Source organism: Paenibacillus sp. alder61, from assembly GCF_020179875.1.
Taxonomy (GTDB): domain Bacteria; phylum Bacillota; class Bacilli; order Paenibacillales; family Paenibacillaceae; genus Fontibacillus; species Fontibacillus faecis.
Window position 1 is genome coordinate 69,753 of the sequence record NZ_JAIUDG010000008.1, and the last position, 15,567, is coordinate 85,319.

14 protein-coding genes are annotated in these 15,567 nt (G+C 53.6%); 4 read left to right on the forward strand and 10 right to left on the reverse strand.

Translation table 11 applies throughout. The features are described from left to right. Positions 1-64: 64 nt before the first annotated feature. The gene (wecB, locus tag LBW89_RS10080; protein ID WP_225039084.1) at positions 65-1,138 is read right to left on the reverse strand and encodes a non-hydrolyzing UDP-N-acetylglucosamine 2-epimerase; all 1,074 of its coding nucleotides are present in this window, start codon (positions 1,136-1,138) and stop codon (positions 65-67) included. Next, a complete protein-coding gene (locus LBW89_RS10085; protein ID WP_225039085.1) occupies positions 1,135-2,316 on the reverse strand; it encodes a glycosyltransferase family 4 protein in 1,182 nt (393 codons plus the stop codon). Before LBW89_RS10085 ends, wecB begins: the two co-directional genes overlap by 4 nt. A 158-nt stretch (positions 2,317-2,474) precedes the next feature. On the opposite strand from LBW89_RS10085, the gene LBW89_RS10090 reads away from it, so the two are divergent. Beyond that, complete coding sequence (locus tag LBW89_RS10090; protein WP_225039086.1) at positions 2,475-3,446, forward strand: GNAT family N-acetyltransferase; 972 nt, start codon at positions 2,475-2,477, stop codon at positions 3,444-3,446. After that, positions 3,443-4,363 carry a GNAT family N-acetyltransferase gene (locus LBW89_RS10095; protein WP_225039087.1) on the forward strand — a complete coding sequence of 307 codons (921 nt, stop codon included), beginning with the start codon at positions 3,443-3,445 and terminating at the stop codon, positions 4,361-4,363. Before LBW89_RS10090 ends, LBW89_RS10095 begins: the two co-directional genes overlap by 4 nt. Here LBW89_RS10095 and LBW89_RS10100 read toward each other — a convergent pair. The 4 genes from LBW89_RS10100 to LBW89_RS10115 all read right to left on the reverse strand — a co-directional run bounded on the left by LBW89_RS10100 (position 4,353) and on the right by LBW89_RS10115 (position 9,118). Then, positions 4,353-5,747 (reverse strand): diguanylate cyclase domain-containing protein, encoded by a 1,395-nt coding sequence (locus LBW89_RS10100; RefSeq protein ID WP_225039088.1) that lies wholly within the window; start codon positions 5,745-5,747, stop codon positions 4,353-4,355. The two genes, LBW89_RS10095 and LBW89_RS10100, sit on opposite strands and share 11 nt — an antisense overlap. A gap of 145 nt (positions 5,748-5,892) precedes the next feature. Beyond that, positions 5,893-6,423, reverse strand: a complete 531-nt coding sequence (locus tag LBW89_RS10105; RefSeq protein WP_225039089.1) for a hypothetical protein — start codon at positions 6,421-6,423, stop codon at positions 5,893-5,895. A gap of 169 nt (positions 6,424-6,592) precedes the next feature. Further along, positions 6,593-7,882, reverse strand: a complete 1,290-nt coding sequence (locus tag LBW89_RS10110) for an NCS2 family permease (protein WP_225039090.1) — start codon at positions 7,880-7,882, stop codon at positions 6,593-6,595. 204 nt (positions 7,883-8,086) lie between these two features. Next, positions 8,087-9,118, reverse strand: a complete 1,032-nt coding sequence (locus LBW89_RS10115) for a hypothetical protein (RefSeq protein WP_225039091.1) — start codon at positions 9,116-9,118, stop codon at positions 8,087-8,089. A gap of 243 nt (positions 9,119-9,361) precedes the next feature. Between LBW89_RS10115 and LBW89_RS10120 the strand changes: the two genes are divergently transcribed. Next, positions 9,362-9,901, forward strand: a complete 540-nt coding sequence (locus LBW89_RS10120; RefSeq protein ID WP_225039092.1) for an RNA polymerase sigma factor — start codon at positions 9,362-9,364, stop codon at positions 9,899-9,901. Positions 9,902-9,953: 52 nt separating this feature from the next. Beyond that, positions 9,954-10,991, forward strand: coding sequence for a DUF4179 domain-containing protein (locus LBW89_RS10125; RefSeq protein WP_225039093.1), 1,038 nt, complete (start codon positions 9,954-9,956; stop codon positions 10,989-10,991). A gap of 60 nt (positions 10,992-11,051) precedes the next feature. Here LBW89_RS10125 and LBW89_RS10130 read toward each other — a convergent pair whose 3' ends face one another. The 4 genes from LBW89_RS10130 to ant(6) form a co-directional block, all read right to left on the reverse strand. Then, a complete protein-coding gene (locus LBW89_RS10130; RefSeq protein ID WP_225039094.1) occupies positions 11,052-12,545 on the reverse strand; it encodes an MDR family MFS transporter in 1,494 nt (497 codons plus the stop codon). A gap of 163 nt (positions 12,546-12,708) precedes the next feature. After that, positions 12,709-13,275: a TetR/AcrR family transcriptional regulator gene (locus tag LBW89_RS10135; protein WP_225039095.1), complete on the reverse strand. Its 567-nt coding sequence runs from the start codon at positions 13,273-13,275 to the stop codon at positions 12,709-12,711. Between the two features lie 238 nt (positions 13,276-13,513). Then, the gene (locus LBW89_RS10140) at positions 13,514-14,491 is read right to left on the reverse strand and encodes an aldo/keto reductase (RefSeq protein ID WP_213507007.1); all 978 of its coding nucleotides are present in this window, start codon (positions 14,489-14,491) and stop codon (positions 13,514-13,516) included. Positions 14,492-14,576: 85 nt separating this feature from the next. Continuing rightward, positions 14,577-15,434 (reverse strand): aminoglycoside 6-adenylyltransferase, encoded by an 858-nt coding sequence (gene ant(6), locus LBW89_RS10145; protein ID WP_225039096.1) that lies wholly within the window; start codon positions 15,432-15,434, stop codon positions 14,577-14,579. Positions 15,435-15,567 lie beyond the last annotated feature (133 nt).

Sequence of the window (15,567 nt, forward strand, 5' to 3'; positions counted from 1 at the left end):
ATCTATATTCCGTAGTACGGCAAATAGAAGAGGTTTCCTCTCATTCTTTTTCAAAATAAAAGAGTCATTGCAGATATTGGTGAATCAACTCCGCAATTTGAAGGGAGGCGGTGCCGTCGCCATATAAGTTCTCGATATAGGCCCTCGGCCGGTAATCCCCTATAATTCGTCCCAAATCCATGGTGAGCGGGTCCACCAGCGTATTCCAGCCGCAGGCCACCGTCTCGACCCACTCCGTCTCCGAACGCAGGGTAAAGCAAGGAACTTTGGCGAAATAAGCCTCCTTCTGCACCCCGCCGGAGTCGGTGATAATCGCCTTGGCCTGGCGTTCCAGCGCCAGCATCTCGAGATAAGACAACGGTTCGGTGAACAAAAGGTTGTCCCCGTACGTCCGCTCGGCGGAATCCCCCATCGCTTTCAGCATTTTGCCGGTCCGGGGATGAAGCGGAAACAAAACCGGCTGGTCCAGGCTGCGCAGCGCCTGCAATATCGCCCTTAGCCGCACGGGATCGTCGGTGTTGGAGGGGCGGTGGATCGTGGCCAGGTAGTAACCGCCAGCCGGGACGCCGAAATCCTCGGACCGGTGTTTCGCCGCGGCCAGGCGTTCGTTGAAAAGTACGGCGTCATACATGACATCGCCCACCTCATAGACGCCTTCCGTCACCCGCTCGGCCCGCAGGTTGCTTACCGCCTCCGCCATCGGCGCAAACAGCAAGGCGGAGACATGATCCGTCATGACCCGGTTGATCTCCTCGGGCATATCGCGGTTATAGCTTCGCAGGCCCGCTTCCACATGAAACAGCGGAATCCGCAGCTTGCTTGCCGCAAGCGCCCCCGCCAGCGTGGAATTCGTGTCGCCGTATACCAGCACGGCATCCGGAACGTTCTCCAGCATCAGCGCCTCCAGCGAAATCAGCATTTCGCCGGTCTGCCGCCCATGCGAAGAAGAACCGATGCCAAGGTCATAATCCGGCTTCGGAATCCGCAGCTCCTCGAAGAACACCCCCGCCATGCTGTAATCGTAGTGCTGTCCCGTATGGACGAGCACCTCGCGGCATCTCTTTCGGAGTTCGCGCGACACCGGCGCCGCCTTCACGAATTGCGGCCTGGCGCCCACGATGGTCATTACCGTTTTCATCCTTTCAACTCCTTTCGTCTTCCATAAACGGCGAGGTCTCCCGCCTCATCCACCCCCTCGCTGACTCCGGCCGCGCGGTAAACCGACGTCATCTCCTCCAGCACCCGGGCCACGGTATACTTGCCGAGCAATCGATCCCTGCCGTTCAATTTCTTGCGCAGCTTCGCACTCGCGTAAAGTTCCCAGACTCTCTGTTCAAACGCCTCCGTATCCCCCGGTCTTACCAGATATCCGTTGATTCCGTCCTCGACCAAATCCCGGTTGCCCCGAACCTCGGTCGCGATCACGGGCAGTCCCGAGGCCAGCGCCTCCATCACATTCACGGGCAGTCCTTCCTGCCTGCTTGTGGTTACGGCCACATCCGCCAGAGCGTAGAGCGCGGGCATGTCTTTGCGCTGCCCCAGAAACACCACATTTCCGGTCAATCCCAATCGCTGTGCCAATCTTTTGTAAGGGGTCTCCAAATCCCCCTGACCCGCCAGGAGCACCAGAAGCTCCGGAATCCGCCGCTTCAAATTCGCCGCAGCCTGCAGCAGAAAACCCTGGTTCTTCCGCTTGCTCAGTTCGGCCGCGTAGATCAGAACGAAGCGGTCCTGGCCGATGTGGTGCTCCCGGCGCAGCTGTTGCTTTTCACGTGGGTCCACCGGCTTAAACCGCCCGAAGTCAACGCCGACCCCATGCACATGCACGATGGATTGGGCTTTAAACCCCCGCCGGATGGCCCGGAGATAATCCTCCTCGTTGATCGTGATCAGGCAGTCCGTCCATCGGGAAAGCAGCTTCTCCGCCGGGTAATAAAGCAGCCAGTTAACGACGGGGGCCCCGTCAAAAAAATGAAAGCCATGCGCGGTATAAAGCACTTTCGTTCCGCTTCGCCTCGCTTGCCTTGCCGCCAATCTCGTCAGAACGCCCCCCATCGGTGTGTGGCAGTGGACCACATGATAATCGTGTCGTTTGATTAAATCCGCCAGCTCCTTGTAGGCCTTCAGATTATTCCACCGGAACGGGGACCGTTTGATCGACAGTGAAAACTGACGATCCGCATCGGGAATCGGCGTCTCCCCGAATGCCGCCGCGTGGACTTCCCAGCCCTGCTGTTTAAACCAGCGCATATAGGGAGTGTGGAACTGGTTCAAATGAGATACCACCGTAGCGCAAAACAACACTTTCTTCAGCACAACCATCCTCCACTTCAGAAAAAAATCAAGGGTTTCTCCGGAACTACTCATACATTGAAAAAGGGAAAATATACTATAACAGCCAGTTCGAAACGTTCTATAACACTAGTAGATGATGTTTCCGGCATCTTAGAACTTGAATTTTTGGGAGGTTAACTATGGAACAGCTGCAGCCTGTTTCGCGCGGCCTGGAGCCTTGGGCCGAATTCAACCGGATTAAGTGGGGCTGTGAAGCGAAAATCTTAAGATTTCAGCGCGAGGATTCCGAGGCCTATATCGAAAGTCTCTTTTTTCTTAACAAACGCGGAAAAATCTATCTTCCTCCGCTTAACCCGTTTCACCCGACCGTGTTTCAGCCTACGCCGACGGACAAACCTTACCGTTTGAACCGGCAGTGGCATCAAACCGCCGAAGTGATGATCGGCGAATTGCTCCGGTACGGAGGAAGCGCGGCTTACTGCTTCCCGCCGGACATCCGGGATATCCGCCCATTTTTATGGAAGGGGTTTAAGGCCGACGTAAAGTACACTTATCAGATCCGGCTTCCCCATTCGCTGGAGCAAGCCAGTCCAGGCATCCGCAACCGGATTAAAAAAGCGGTTCAGGAAGGATACCGCTGCGGCTTGACTCATAATATGGCGGAAGTGCATGCCTGCCTGCTCGAAACGGAAACGCGAAAAGGCTTCAGTCATCGGCTGAGCCTGGAAGATTTGCAATTGGCGCAGACGCTTCTCGGCGACGACGGTCTGCGCTGTTACGTCTGTTACAGCCCGAGCGGCGAACCGGTGACCGCCAGCGTCATCCTGATTTTGGACGGGCGTCGGGCCTTGTTTTGGATGGCGGGGAGCAAAACCGAACACTTATCGCACGGCGTGGTCCAGCTCTCCCAGCATGCGGTGTTCGACGACTTGGCCGCGGCCGGTTTGCAGGACATCGATTTGGTAGGAGCCAATCTGCAATCGGTCGCGCGTTCGAAATCCGGTTGGGGAGGGGATCTAGTATCCTACTATCAGATACGGCTCCCCATATTTAAAGATTTGGCTCGTACAAGCCTGGACTTGCTGCGGTTCCACCGGAAAAAACGGCTTGCTATACTTCAGGAAGAAGGGAGTTTCGGAGCGAGAGGATGATCGATCATACTGCTTTAAGTCAGTGGGGGGAATTCAATCGCCGTAAATGGGGCTGCAGGGTGGAGCATGTGCGGCTGCAGGCGGAGCGGTCCGAGGCGCGGGGAGAGTTTCTGTTCTTTTTCAATGCCGTGGAGCGATTCATGCTTCCGCCGCAAAACCCGTATCACCCGTCGCTGTTCCTGGCTACCCCCAGTCAAAAGCCATTCCGCATCAACAAACAATGGCACGAAATCGCCGGTTTGCTAATGGATCGCCTACAGCAGATTCGGGGACCGGCCGTCGTTCACCTCCCGCCTGAGCTGGACGATGTCCGCCCGTTTCTGTGGCGGGGGCTGAAGGCGGAAGTGAAGTACACGTACTGCGTGAATGTTCCTTATTCCTTGGATCTCGCCAGCAAAGCGATCCGCAACAAGATCCGCAAGGCGGAAGCCGCCGGATACCGAACCGAAAAATCGGTCAATATGTCGCATGCCTACGAGTGCCTGGTAGAAACGGAAAAAAGGCAGGGTTTTAGCCATCAGCTTAGCGCAGCGGATTTGGAGCTCGCGCGCGACTTAATGGGGGACCATGCCTTCCGATGCTATATTTGCTACTCTAAAGACGGGGAGCCGGTTAGCGTCAACATTTCTCTGCTGCTGCAGCCGGCTTCGGCGATCGGTTGGATTGCCGGGACCAAGACCGCCCATCTCTCCAACGGCGTCGTTCAACAGGTTCAGTTCCATGAATTCGAGGATCTTGCCGCCGCCGGCGTACGGCGTTTTGATTTTGCGGGAGCCAATCTCGCTTCCGTTTCGGAAGCCAAGGCGGAATGGGGCGGGGAATTGCTCCCCTACTACGTCATCCGCAAACCGGGTTTAAAGGATGTGCTGCGGGCCGGCCGGGACTGGCTGCAATTCTCTAGTCGGGTCAAACCGTAGCCTCGAGAGATGACGGATGAACGTAGTACTGATTACGTCCCTCCCGCTTGGCTTCGTACATCGCTTCGTCCGCCTCGCGAATCAGCCGGTCCAGATCCCCCGGACCCCCATCGTAAACGCAAATACCGATGCTCGGCGTCGTTACCAGAGGATATCCTTGGTAGTAGTAAGGCTCGGACAAGCTGCCGATAATCCGCTCGGCAACCTTGGAAGCGTGCCTCTGATCACTCGCCGAGAGCAGGACCAAAAACTCGTCCCCCCCGAGCCGGCAGACCGTGTCGCTATCCCGAATATGGCTGCACAGTCTTCCGGCGGTTTCTTTAAGCAGCAAATCGCCCGCGGTATGGCCGAAGGCGTCGTTAACCTCCTTGAAGTTATCCAGGTCGATAAACATGATCGTCAGCGGAGTCATCCCGTCATGGACATATTGATCGAACTTCATTTGGAACAGCGCCCGGTTGGGGAGCCCCGTCAACTCATCATGATAGGCCAGGTATTCCACCTGCTCCTCCAGTCTCTTGCGTTCGGTGATATCAATGATGACTCCCTCCAGCCTCTCCAGATGCCCCAATTCATTGAAGAGCGGGGTTCCCCGGATTTGCGTCCAGCGGTACTCCCCGTCTTTGTCGTAGATTCTGCACTCCAGATTCACGCTTCGTTTATCCAGGACCATTTCCTTCTGGGCCTGCATAATCCTCGGCTTGTCCGCCGGCAGGACCAGGCCGGTCAGCAGATGGTAATCTCCTTTAAACGCCTCCGGCGGCCAACCGGTAATGTGAACGATTCCATCCGACAGCGTCATGACGCCTACGCTTAAGTCGAAGGACCATGTGGCGATCTTGACATTCTCCAAAATATTGCTCAGTTGAATCCCGTTCTTCTCGGCCTTCAACCATAGCGATTTCGTATATCGGGTGAACAAGAAAGAAAACACGGTGGTAAACGCCCCGAAGATCACGATATAAATGACATCGCTTGCGGCCGCTTCGGGAAACATATTGTCCCGAAACCGGATGAACAAATAAGCCGCGCTGGCCAAATACAAGCCCCCGGACAGCAATACCGCCCTGAAATCCAGGTACAAAAGAGCGAATAAAGGCACAAGTCCGAGAAAAATATAGTTGATCGAATAAGGATATATGATGGCATGACTCACAAAAAACACGTACAGGGAAACGATCATCAGTAACATGACGATTTCCGGAACACGTCGGCTGTTCACGAGCAGCAGCATAATCAGGCCCACAAGCAGACCTACCGGAGGATAGATCACATCGATGCTTTTGTCCATGATGAGATTTACCGCGAGTGCTATGCCATAGAAGCTCCACAACAGCTTTAACATCAGTACGTTCCGCCGGTGAATTTCTTGCAACCTGTTCATTTAATCCACGCTCTCCAAGAAATAGTTATAAAGAACTAGATTTACTTTCTTTCATATTACACCTTTGGGAATTATAAGGGTACTATTTCCTAAAAAAAATTAATAAAGTCCAAAAAAAGACCGGATAAACATCCGGTCCTTACGGTTAAGGCACATACTGCTGGACGATTTGGGTGACGACGCCATTCTCGATACTCAAATGATAAGGAAACACTCGAGGATCCAGCACCTGAGCGCCCCGGAACAAACTCTTGAATTTGTCCAAGCTTACCGGTTCATTCCATACAATATCCGCATCCGCGGGATTTCCCGTACGGTCGTAAATCTGCATGAGAATCTTGGCATCCTTGGCTACCGGAATATGTTCCAGCGTCTCGTTCTCATTCACGATGTAGTACCCGTCGGGAGGTCCGTCGATTCCGGCGTCCGGTTCGTGCTTGGCGAAAACCTCCTCGGCTTCCTTCCCGGTGTACCACTCGATCGGATCGACCGCCAGTGCGACCCCGTCCGCGCGAGTATCTATAGCCTCGATATAAACCGTCAACTGTCTCGATTCCGGAGCTGCGACAAGCCGCTCGTTTTGCTCCCGGCTTGCTCCCGAACTGGACGTAGCGTTTAACGAAGACAGCATTACGATAAGTAACAGGGGGATCAACAATTTCATCCATTTTTTCATTCCAGCGTCCCGCCTTTCGAAATCCGGTATCACCGTCTATTAAGTATAAATAACCATTCTCGAACGGTTTAAACACCGTCGGTAAATTTATACTTTCATTATATGGTTTTGCGGAAGGGAAAGGGTCACAAACCGGTTAAAACGGGTGACAAATTCTTATCTTTTCGGCTCAGTGTGCCGGGAAGAAGGTAAGCTGAATCAGGAAAATCAGCCCGAACACATAAAGCAGTGGATGCACTTCACGCCCCTTGCCGCTGACCAGCTTCATAACGGGGTAAGTAATGAAGCCGACTGCGATCCCTGTGGCGATGCTTGCGGTCAGCGGCATCATCAGCAGGATGGCGAAGGCCGGAAAGGCTTCGTCGAACGTCTTCCATTGGATGCGGGCAAGCCCCTCCATCATGAAGCAGCCGACGATAATGAGCGCCGGAGCGGTGATGGCGGGCAGCGATGAAATCGCGCCGACGAGCGGCGAGAAGAAAATGGACAGCAGGAACAACACCGCAACCACGAGCGAGGTGAGTCCGGTCCGTCCCCCGGCCGCGACTCCGGTGGTCGACTCAATAAACGCGGTCGTCGGGCTGGTGCCGAACATGGAACCGACCGTTGTCGCGGTCGCATCGGCAAGCAGCGCGGACTTGGCCCGCGGGAACTCCCCGTTCTTCATCGTGCCCGTCTGCTCCGCCACCCCGATCAGCGTGCCGGTCGTGTCGAACAGCGTGACAAGCAAGAACGCGAACACGGTCGTATACAGCCCCTGGCTGAACACGCCCGGAATGTCCATGTCGAAGAAGACCGGAACCGGCGGAGCGGAGATCATCCCTTGGAACTTCAACTGGCCGGTCAGGTAGCCGATCAGCGCCGTTACGGCCATACCGATAAACAGCGCGCCCGGTATTTTGCGAGCCATAAGAATCAGCGTGACGAACACGCCGACAATCGTCAGCAGCGTCACCGAGCGGTGCAGGTCGCCAAAGGTAACTATGTTATCGGGATTGGCAACGACGATACCGGACATTTTTAGCCCGAGAAAAGCGATAAACAGACCGATGCCAGCGGTAATGCCGAATTTCAGCGAATCGGGAATCGCCCGAATCAACGCCTCCCGCAGCTTTGTCAGACTGAGCAGCAGGAACAACACCCCGGCGAGAAACACCGTGCCGAGCACGGTTTGATAAGTGAGTCCGGTGGAAGCGACGACGCTGGTAAAATACGCGTTCAGCCCCATGCCCGGAGCGATGGCGATCGGATGGTTGGCGAACAGCGCCATAAACAGCGTGCCGATCACGGCGGCGATCACCGTGGCCATAAACACTTGGTCAAACGGGATCCCGGCCGCGCTCAGCACCGCCGGATTGACGACCAGGATGTAGGCCATGGCCAGAAAGGTGGTGACCCCCGCCAGCAGCTCGGTTCTGACGCTGGTTCCATGCTGTTGGAGTTTGAAAAACTGATTCATGTAGGTGTTCTCTCCTCTTTTTTTACGGCTTTACATTTTAATCCTCTAGTATTGTCCGCTTATCCCCTAGCCTCGTCAAGGCCTGGGCGATTCATTCCACGAATCGTTCGGAAATTGCGCTTAGCTATAACAATATAAAAAAACGACCCGTTTAACGAGTCGTTTAACTTAACCGATCTTCAAGGAGCGGTCCGTCGGTCCATATTAGTTCACCCAGTACACTTCTCCCTTGGAGTTATACGTAATCTCGACCGATGCTGCGCCGCTCTTGGTAAAGATCGCGTTACCCGGTTCATTCGCAACTTTGGTCAGCTTATAACCGGATAGATCCAGTCCCAACCATTTTTTAATTTGCGGAACGGCGGTCTTTTTAAGTTTGTTCATATCCGCATTTTTCATAGTTTGCATAACTTTATTGATTTGCGCATCGCTCTTGTTGGCAAGGTTGTCTTGAAGGAATCCCAAATATAACCCGGTTGCTTTATTTGTCTTTTTATCGATATCGACACTTACGGGGTACTTTGAGGTTGGCGCCCCGAAACGGAGTTCATATTTGACGGCGTCCGGTTCGGTAATCAGGAATGCCTGGGTCAAAGCCTCCGCTTTTTTAACATGTTCCACCCTCGCAATAACGGCTTTGGCGGATTTGATCGCTGTCTCAGGGACATCTTGTATCTTCAGGATTTCCAGAGCCATACTCAATTTTCCATCCAGCACATTTATCGTGGTGTTCTGAACCTCCGCTAACATCTGAAGTTTGTTTTTCACCTTTGGATTGGTATTGGTGTAGTCCATGATCAACGTCACGTGTTCCGCCTGTGCCGATCCTCCGGGTAATACGGTATCCAGAGCCTTTTGCATAGCTTCCTGATGGGAAGCACTCAGGTCGCTCCATTTCATTTTTACACTAATACTATCGATCTCCCCCTTCTTATTGAAAAGCACTTCGCCCCCGGACGCTCCCTGAACAGCCAGGATCGAACCTGAAGGGAAATTCGTGGCCTTGCCCAATGTAAGTGATTTCCCGGTCAACTCCTCCAGCTTCTTTTCAGCCTTTTGAATCGAAGACGCGCTCAATGAGGTGGCTGCGGCGAAAGCCGGGTTACTTGAAGCCCCCGTCCGTTGGCTCGCATGGGCCTGCACTTGCATGACGCCGGCTACAAGGGTCCCTGTCAATACTGTAATTCCCAAAGCCTTCAGAAGAGTGCTATACTTGGTTGCTCCCGTTCTTTTCATAAAATAAATCCTCCTAATCGTAAAGTTAGTGTCATTGGATGCTACATAGAGTTAGATCACCCGATCGCAACGAAACGTTACATTGCTATTCGATTTATTTTAGCGGCCGTTACCATCTCGGTGCCTCCGATTATTAGGCTTCCTTATATAGCAGCAATTGCAGTCATTTTAAAAATTTTACGATGTAACCTTTATGCTCCGCAGGGTCATCTAACTAGTATAAACCGAAAGGAGGTTGCCGTTTTGAACTTCGAATCCGATGTCATCCAGGCCCAGGCCGGAGACCGACATGCTTTCGTACTTCTCATGCGAAGAATCGAGTCGGATATGTACGGAATGGCTTACAACATTCTTCAAAATGACGACGATTGCGCCGACGCCTTGCAGGAGACGATGATTCAAGCCTACCAATCCTTATCCGGATTGCGTGAGCCCGCCTACTTTAAAACCTGGGTCTTCCGGATCCTGATTAACAAATGCAATCAGATACACCGCAAAAGAAAAGCCACCGTGGATATGGATTCCTTGCATTACGAGCCTTCCACGTCAGGGGATGAATATGGGCAGGTTGAATTGCGGCAAGTCGTGGACCAACTCGATGAGTCGATGAGGGTGGTAGTGGCATTGCGTTACTTCCAGGACATGCAGATCAAAGAAATCTCGGACTGTCTCGACATCTCCGAAAGTGCGGTCAAAACCCGGCTGCACCGTGCACGTAAGGCATTGATAAATATGCTCCAATATTCCGGAGAAGGGAAGGCGAAGTTAAATGAAAGCTATTGATTTGGAAAAGCAGTTGGATATGGAAATGTCAAAAATGGGAGGAAAGCGTACCATGCCCGATCAAGTGAGACAACGTTTGGAGGAGACCTACGCCCATATCGAGGCCGGATTACCGGGAATGGGCCAAACCACTGAATTTAAACGCCGGAAAAAGCCGGCTCGCCCTTGGGGCAGATTTACCGTCGCGGCCGCCTCGGCAGCTGTTTTAAGCGCCTGCATCCTGGGCACCGCCTTTGTCTCTCCCACCATGGCCCAATCGCTGAAGCAAGTGCCGGGAATGGGGCACGTGTTTAACCTGATCGGGGATTTGGGACTTCAAACGGCCGATGAAAAGGGCATCCTGCAGGCTACCCTGGCCGAAGCAAGCCAGGAAAACACAAAATTGAAAATCTCCGAAATTGTGTTTGACGGTGCGCGCTTGTCCATGGCCTTGGAGCGGGAGGGGGATGCCGAGGCCAGCGAACCGCTGGCTGTCCAACTCGCTAAAACCGAGCTGCTTGTCGACGGGAAACCGCTGGAAGCCAAACCGGGGAGTCTTGGAGGACCGATCGGCTCAGCGAACGCTACTGTCATGAATTTTACCGATATAAAGGGTATGCCGGATCAATTTGATCTGACCGTCAAACTGTATTTGCAGGGGAATGAAAAACCGTTTGAACTGGTTACGCCAGTTACCAAAACAGCCGGCCAGAACGTCGTCTTGAAGCCGGGGGCTCAAGCCGAAAATGAGGTCCTTCGCCTCCGCGTCGATAAAGTGGAGATCACCCCGTCCACGGTTGCCGTTGAGACGACCTATACTCAGCTGGTTGACAAGCTGCCGGCTAACTACGTGGACCCCGTTACATCCGTTCAAGCCTTTGACTATGACGTAACGGATGGTCAAGGACGTGCGCTGGAGTTCATCAGCGGTCAAGGAGAGACCTTGGCAGCCAACCAACCGCGGGAACTGCGCACTTTGTTTACTCCTTTTGCGGAAGTTCCGGAGAAAGTGGTCATCAAGCCTTACGTATACAAGCACAGTTCGGACGGAGGAGTTCAAAAAGAATACCTGTCCGAGCTTGAATTAAGCATCCCGGTGACCAAGAAGTAACTGGCGCCAGCAAGGAAAAAAGGACTGCCCCGTTTATTTTTAGGGACAGTCCTTCTTTTTTTACTGCTGAGGCTGCGGGTTAGGCTGCGGCTCGGCAGGGTGATATTCGACCGGCGCGTGCGTGCGGCGCAGGAAAAGCCCCAGCAGCAGCGCGAGGACGCCGACGAACATCGAGATGGTGAATGCGTTATGAATGCCGGAGACGATCGCGTGCGGTGCTTGAGCCGGATCGGTCGGATCGGAAACCGTGCTCAGGTAATTCTTTTGACCCGCGGAATAAATGCTGATGAACAGCGCCGTACCGACCGCACCTGAGACCTGCTGCAACGTGTTCATAATCGCGGTTCCGTGCGGATATAACCGGCGAGGAAGCTGGTTGAGACCCGTCGTTTGGCCGGGCATCATCACCAGCGAGATCCCGATCAGCAGGGAAATGTGCATGGCAATCACCGTCCCGACAGGCGTCGTGGTGGTGAGGCCGCGCATAAACCAGATGGTGACGATCACGATGACCAGACCGGGAACGACCAGAGCCCGCGGCCCGAACTTATCGAACAGACGTCCGGCAATCGGCGACATCAATCCGTTGATGACACCGCCCGGCAAAAGCGCCAATCCCGCCGCAAACGGAGCCAGCACAAGCGCTCCCTGCAGGTACATCGGCAGCAAAATCAAGGTCGAGAACAGAGTCATCATCATAACCATCAGCAGCGCGGCCGCCAGAGCAAACATCGGATATTTAAAGACCCGGACATCCAGAGTCGGTTCCTTCACGACCAACTGGCGCCATACGAACAGGGCCAAGGAAACAAAACCCGCCACCAGACAAATGTAAACGGTCGGATCCGACCAACCGCCGCCTTCACCGGCATGGCTGAAGCCGTATACGATTCCGCCGAAACCGACGGTGGACAACAGGATTGAAATCAAATCCACTTTAGGACGGGTCAATTCGGAGACGTTCCGCAGGTATATGGCCGCAAACAAAATGGAGAAAGCGGCAAGCGGCATAATCAGGAAGAACAGCCAACGCCAGTTCAAGGCGTCGAGGATCAAACCGGACAACGTAGGGCCAATCGCCGGGCCGAACATGATAACGAGACCGATGGTCCCCATGGCGGCGCCTCTTTTTTCCGGCGGGTAGATCGTCAGAATGGTATTCATCATGACCGGGAGCAGGAGCCCGGTCCCGACCGCTTGAATAACCCGGCCGATCAGCAGTACGCCAAACGAAGGCGCTATCCCGCAAATGACCGTTCCTATCAAAAACAGAATCATGGCCGACAAAAACATCTGTCTCGTCGTAAACCATTGAATCAGCAGCGCCGTAATCGGGACGAGTATACCGATGACCAGCATATAAACGGTGGATAACCACTGTATCGTCGAAGGACCGACGCTTAATTCTTTCATCAAATCCGTAAAGGCTACATTCAGCAGGGTTTCGTTCAGAATCGACACGAACGCGCCGATAATCAGTGCAATCGTGATCGGAAGCCTTCGAATCCCTTCCGTAGGGGCGGTTGAAGCCGCGCCTGTCGCATCCATATTCATTATAATTTTCCTCCAATACTATCCAAGGTTCATTGTGTATGTCTCTATATCAACAAGTCGGGAGGCTTGCGCCTTCCTCCTTGACATATTCGGGCACATGGTCAGTAGACCGTTCTATATATAAATTTTTAAGCATTAGGTTAAAAAAAGTCCCCGTTCCCCTTTAACGGTCAAATAACCGGGGAACCAACTTGGAAGCAATCCGCAGCGGTTCGCTGCTCTTCTGGGTCATGCTCATAATCGCGGCCCCTTCCACCATGGAATTGATCATTATCGCCAGTTCCTGCGCCTCTTCCTCGGCAAGTCCGGACGATACGAACTTCTTCTTAAGTTCGACGCCCCAGCATTCATAGGCATTGCTGCATGCCTGGCGGATCGTTTCGTTACTCTTGGCCGTTTCATGCGCGATGATGCCGATCGGTACTCCAATCACCTCATCCTTGTCGAATTGCTCGATCATCAAATCCAGCATGCGTTGAATAGCCTCCACGGGATCCGCGGTGGATTGCAAAACCTTCATCATTTCGGAGCGCGCCTTGTCCTGCGTATAACGGATAGCTTCGCAGGCGAGCTGCTCCTTCCCCTCGGGAAAGTGATAATATAACGAACCCTTTGGAGCGCCGCTGAGCTGGGTGATCTGATTTAAGCCAGTCGCATTGTAGCCTTGATTCATCAGGAGTCTGGCGGTTGTTTCAATCAGAGTTTTGCGGGTGGGATTCTGGTTTGCCATTGAAATAACCTCGCCTCTCATAGGATTATACCAATCGGTCTATATAATTTAGTTCATAATAACCCCCCTGTCAAGAACCCAAATCCGTCGTAATGAGAAATTTACATTCCATTTTCAATTCTCTTCATTCAAGTTTTCACAAAATCCCGAGGAGGATCGCGCAGGCCCCGGGTTTCACGATCTTACTCGTCCAACCCGAGGCGTCACGCGAAAAAAGTTCTAGCGGCTCCCTAGCCTTTTACCAGGCGTAAGCGCGTGGCGCCTCTCCACCCGGACCCGGGAAAATATCGTCCAGCGCCTTCAATGTGTCCTCGCTCAGCTCAAGCTCCACGACACGGAGCGTATCTTCGAACTGCCGCAGCGTGCGCGGGCCGATAATCGGCGCTGTAACCGCCGGATTCGCCAGCGTCCAGGCCAAGGCGACGTTCGCCTCCGACTCGCCGAGCTCTTTGCACAGCGCGGTGAAGCGTTCCAACTGCGGGCGCAGCTTCTCCATGCGCTCGCTCTGTTTGGCTGTCCGCGACCCTGGCTGCGGATTCCAGTTGCCGCCGAGGATGCCTCCGTCCAGCGGACTCCAAGGGATGACGCCGATGCCGAGCTCCTCGGCGGCCGGAAGCACTTCCAGCTCCGGCAGGCGGCAAAGGAGGCTGTATTTATGCTGTTCGGACACGAGGCCGAACATGCCGTGATGTTTTGCTTCGTACTGGGCTTTGACCAAGTCCCGGCCGGCAAAGTTGCTGGCGCCGACGTAACCGATCTTGCCCTGTTTTAACGGAATATCGAACGCGTTCCACAGTTCGTCCCAGGAAACGCTGCGGTCCACATGATGCATCTGGTACAGCTCGATATGGTCGGTTTGAAGCCGACGGAGCGAATCCTCCAGATGACGGCGGATTTTGTAGGCGGATAGCCCGGCTCCCCCGTTCGGGTCGACATGGGGATCTCCCATTCCTCCGTAAACTTTGGTGGCCAGAACGACCTTCTCCCGCCGGCCGCCGCCTTGGGCAAACCAACGGCCGATGATTTCCTCCGTCCAGCCGCGCTTCGGCGTCCCGCCGTACACATTGGCGGTGTCGAAAAAATTCACGCCGGCATCGATCGCCGCATCCATGATCTTGAACGCTTCTTTCTCCTCCGTGCTCGGCCCGAAATTCATCGTTCCCAGACACAGTCGGCTCACCTTCAAGCCGCTTCTTCCCAAATTCGCATACTTCAATGTTCCAACCTCCTCGTCAAATAGATAGATGGCTGATATCACAAAAGCAGTATTGCGGACTACGCTTTCATTATAACATTGATAGTTAGAGTGGGCGGAGGCTTCGGGCAAAATCCGTGTATTTGGCAACCGCTTGATCGTAACCCGGCATCTTGAATCCCGCGTACCCGGCCACTTTGGCAGAATGTATTCTAAACAACGCTTGGCATGTAAACAGGGCATCCCACACTTTGGGGTAATCGCTCATCTCGTAGGTCGACATAAGCGCATCCCAATCTTCCTTGGGAAGATAGCGGTCTAATAATTTATAGTTCTTGCCGAGGCTAAAAGTATATCCCTGTGCCGCTCCGATCCGCCAAGCCATCATTCTCAGCAGATTGGGCCGGACGATCTCCTGCAGATGGTCGATGGCGAACAAAATCTCCCGCCGCACCAGCCCCTTCACGACATAAGTGGAAGTCATCCAGAACTCGTTGCAGCAATCGTCGAATTTCCGGGCGGTCGGCGGCTCGATCCAATGCTGGCGGTCGTGGGCCGGCTCCTTATGATCGACCCGGTCATCCTTATCCAGCAAAACCTCGACCAGCCCGTCACCGCCGGCAAAATACTCGTCGGCTTCGTCCACGGGAATCAAAGTAAGGTCCATTTTGTTCCCGTCTTCAAATAAAATAATATACGAGAACCAATTCCCCAATTCCGGCGGGAACAGCTCCATATCCTCGGGTTTCTGCATCATGGACCTGCTCCCGAACGTCTCGAGCCAACTCTCGTCGCCTTTATAGTAATCCATGTCGGTTACAAAATAGGAAATATCATAGTCTTGCAGCGCATCCCGGGGAATGTTCGCGTTCGTTCGCGACCCTTCCAGCGTGACCAGGCGAATTCGTTCCTCCCGGGCCGCGAAATCCAAAATAAGGCTCATCATTTCCTGTTCCGTTCTCATAGGAACTCCTCCCGATTTATGGTTATATAGGTTGAACTAAAGAATTGGCGTTGTGAAAAGGTATGAAATGGTTTCGGAGATACGTTACCGAAATTCACAATTGTAGATATACTCGGAGTTTACATCATTAACG

Excerpts from the sequence above, each read along its gene's own strand:
- LBW89_RS10135 (WP_225039095.1), bottom strand. The coding sequence starts at position 13,275 with ATGGCAAACCAGAATCCCACCCGCAAAACTCTGATTGAAACAACCGCC.
- LBW89_RS10130 (WP_225039094.1), bottom strand. The coding sequence starts at position 12,545 with ATGAATATGGATGCGACAGGCGCGGCTTCAACCGCCCCTACGGAAGGG.
- LBW89_RS10095 (WP_225039087.1), top strand. The coding sequence starts at position 3,443 with ATGATCGATCATACTGCTTTAAGTCAGTGGGGGGAATTCAATCGCCGT.
- LBW89_RS10115 (WP_225039091.1), bottom strand. The coding sequence starts at position 9,118 with ATGAAAAGAACGGGAGCAACCAAGTATAGCACTCTTCTGAAGGCTTTG.
- LBW89_RS10090 (WP_225039086.1), top strand. The coding sequence starts at position 2,475 with ATGGAACAGCTGCAGCCTGTTTCGCGCGGCCTGGAGCCTTGGGCCGAA.
- LBW89_RS10105 (WP_225039089.1), bottom strand. The coding sequence starts at position 6,423 with ATGAAAAAATGGATGAAATTGTTGATCCCCCTGTTACTTATCGTAATG.
- LBW89_RS10110 (WP_225039090.1), bottom strand. The coding sequence starts at position 7,882 with ATGAATCAGTTTTTCAAACTCCAACAGCATGGAACCAGCGTCAGAACC.
- LBW89_RS10125 (WP_225039093.1), top strand. The coding sequence starts at position 9,954 with ATGCCCGATCAAGTGAGACAACGTTTGGAGGAGACCTACGCCCATATC.
- LBW89_RS10100 (WP_225039088.1), bottom strand. The coding sequence starts at position 5,747 with ATGAACAGGTTGCAAGAAATTCACCGGCGGAACGTACTGATGTTAAAG.
- wecB (WP_225039084.1), bottom strand. The coding sequence starts at position 1,138 with ATGAAAACGGTAATGACCATCGTGGGCGCCAGGCCGCAATTCGTGAAG.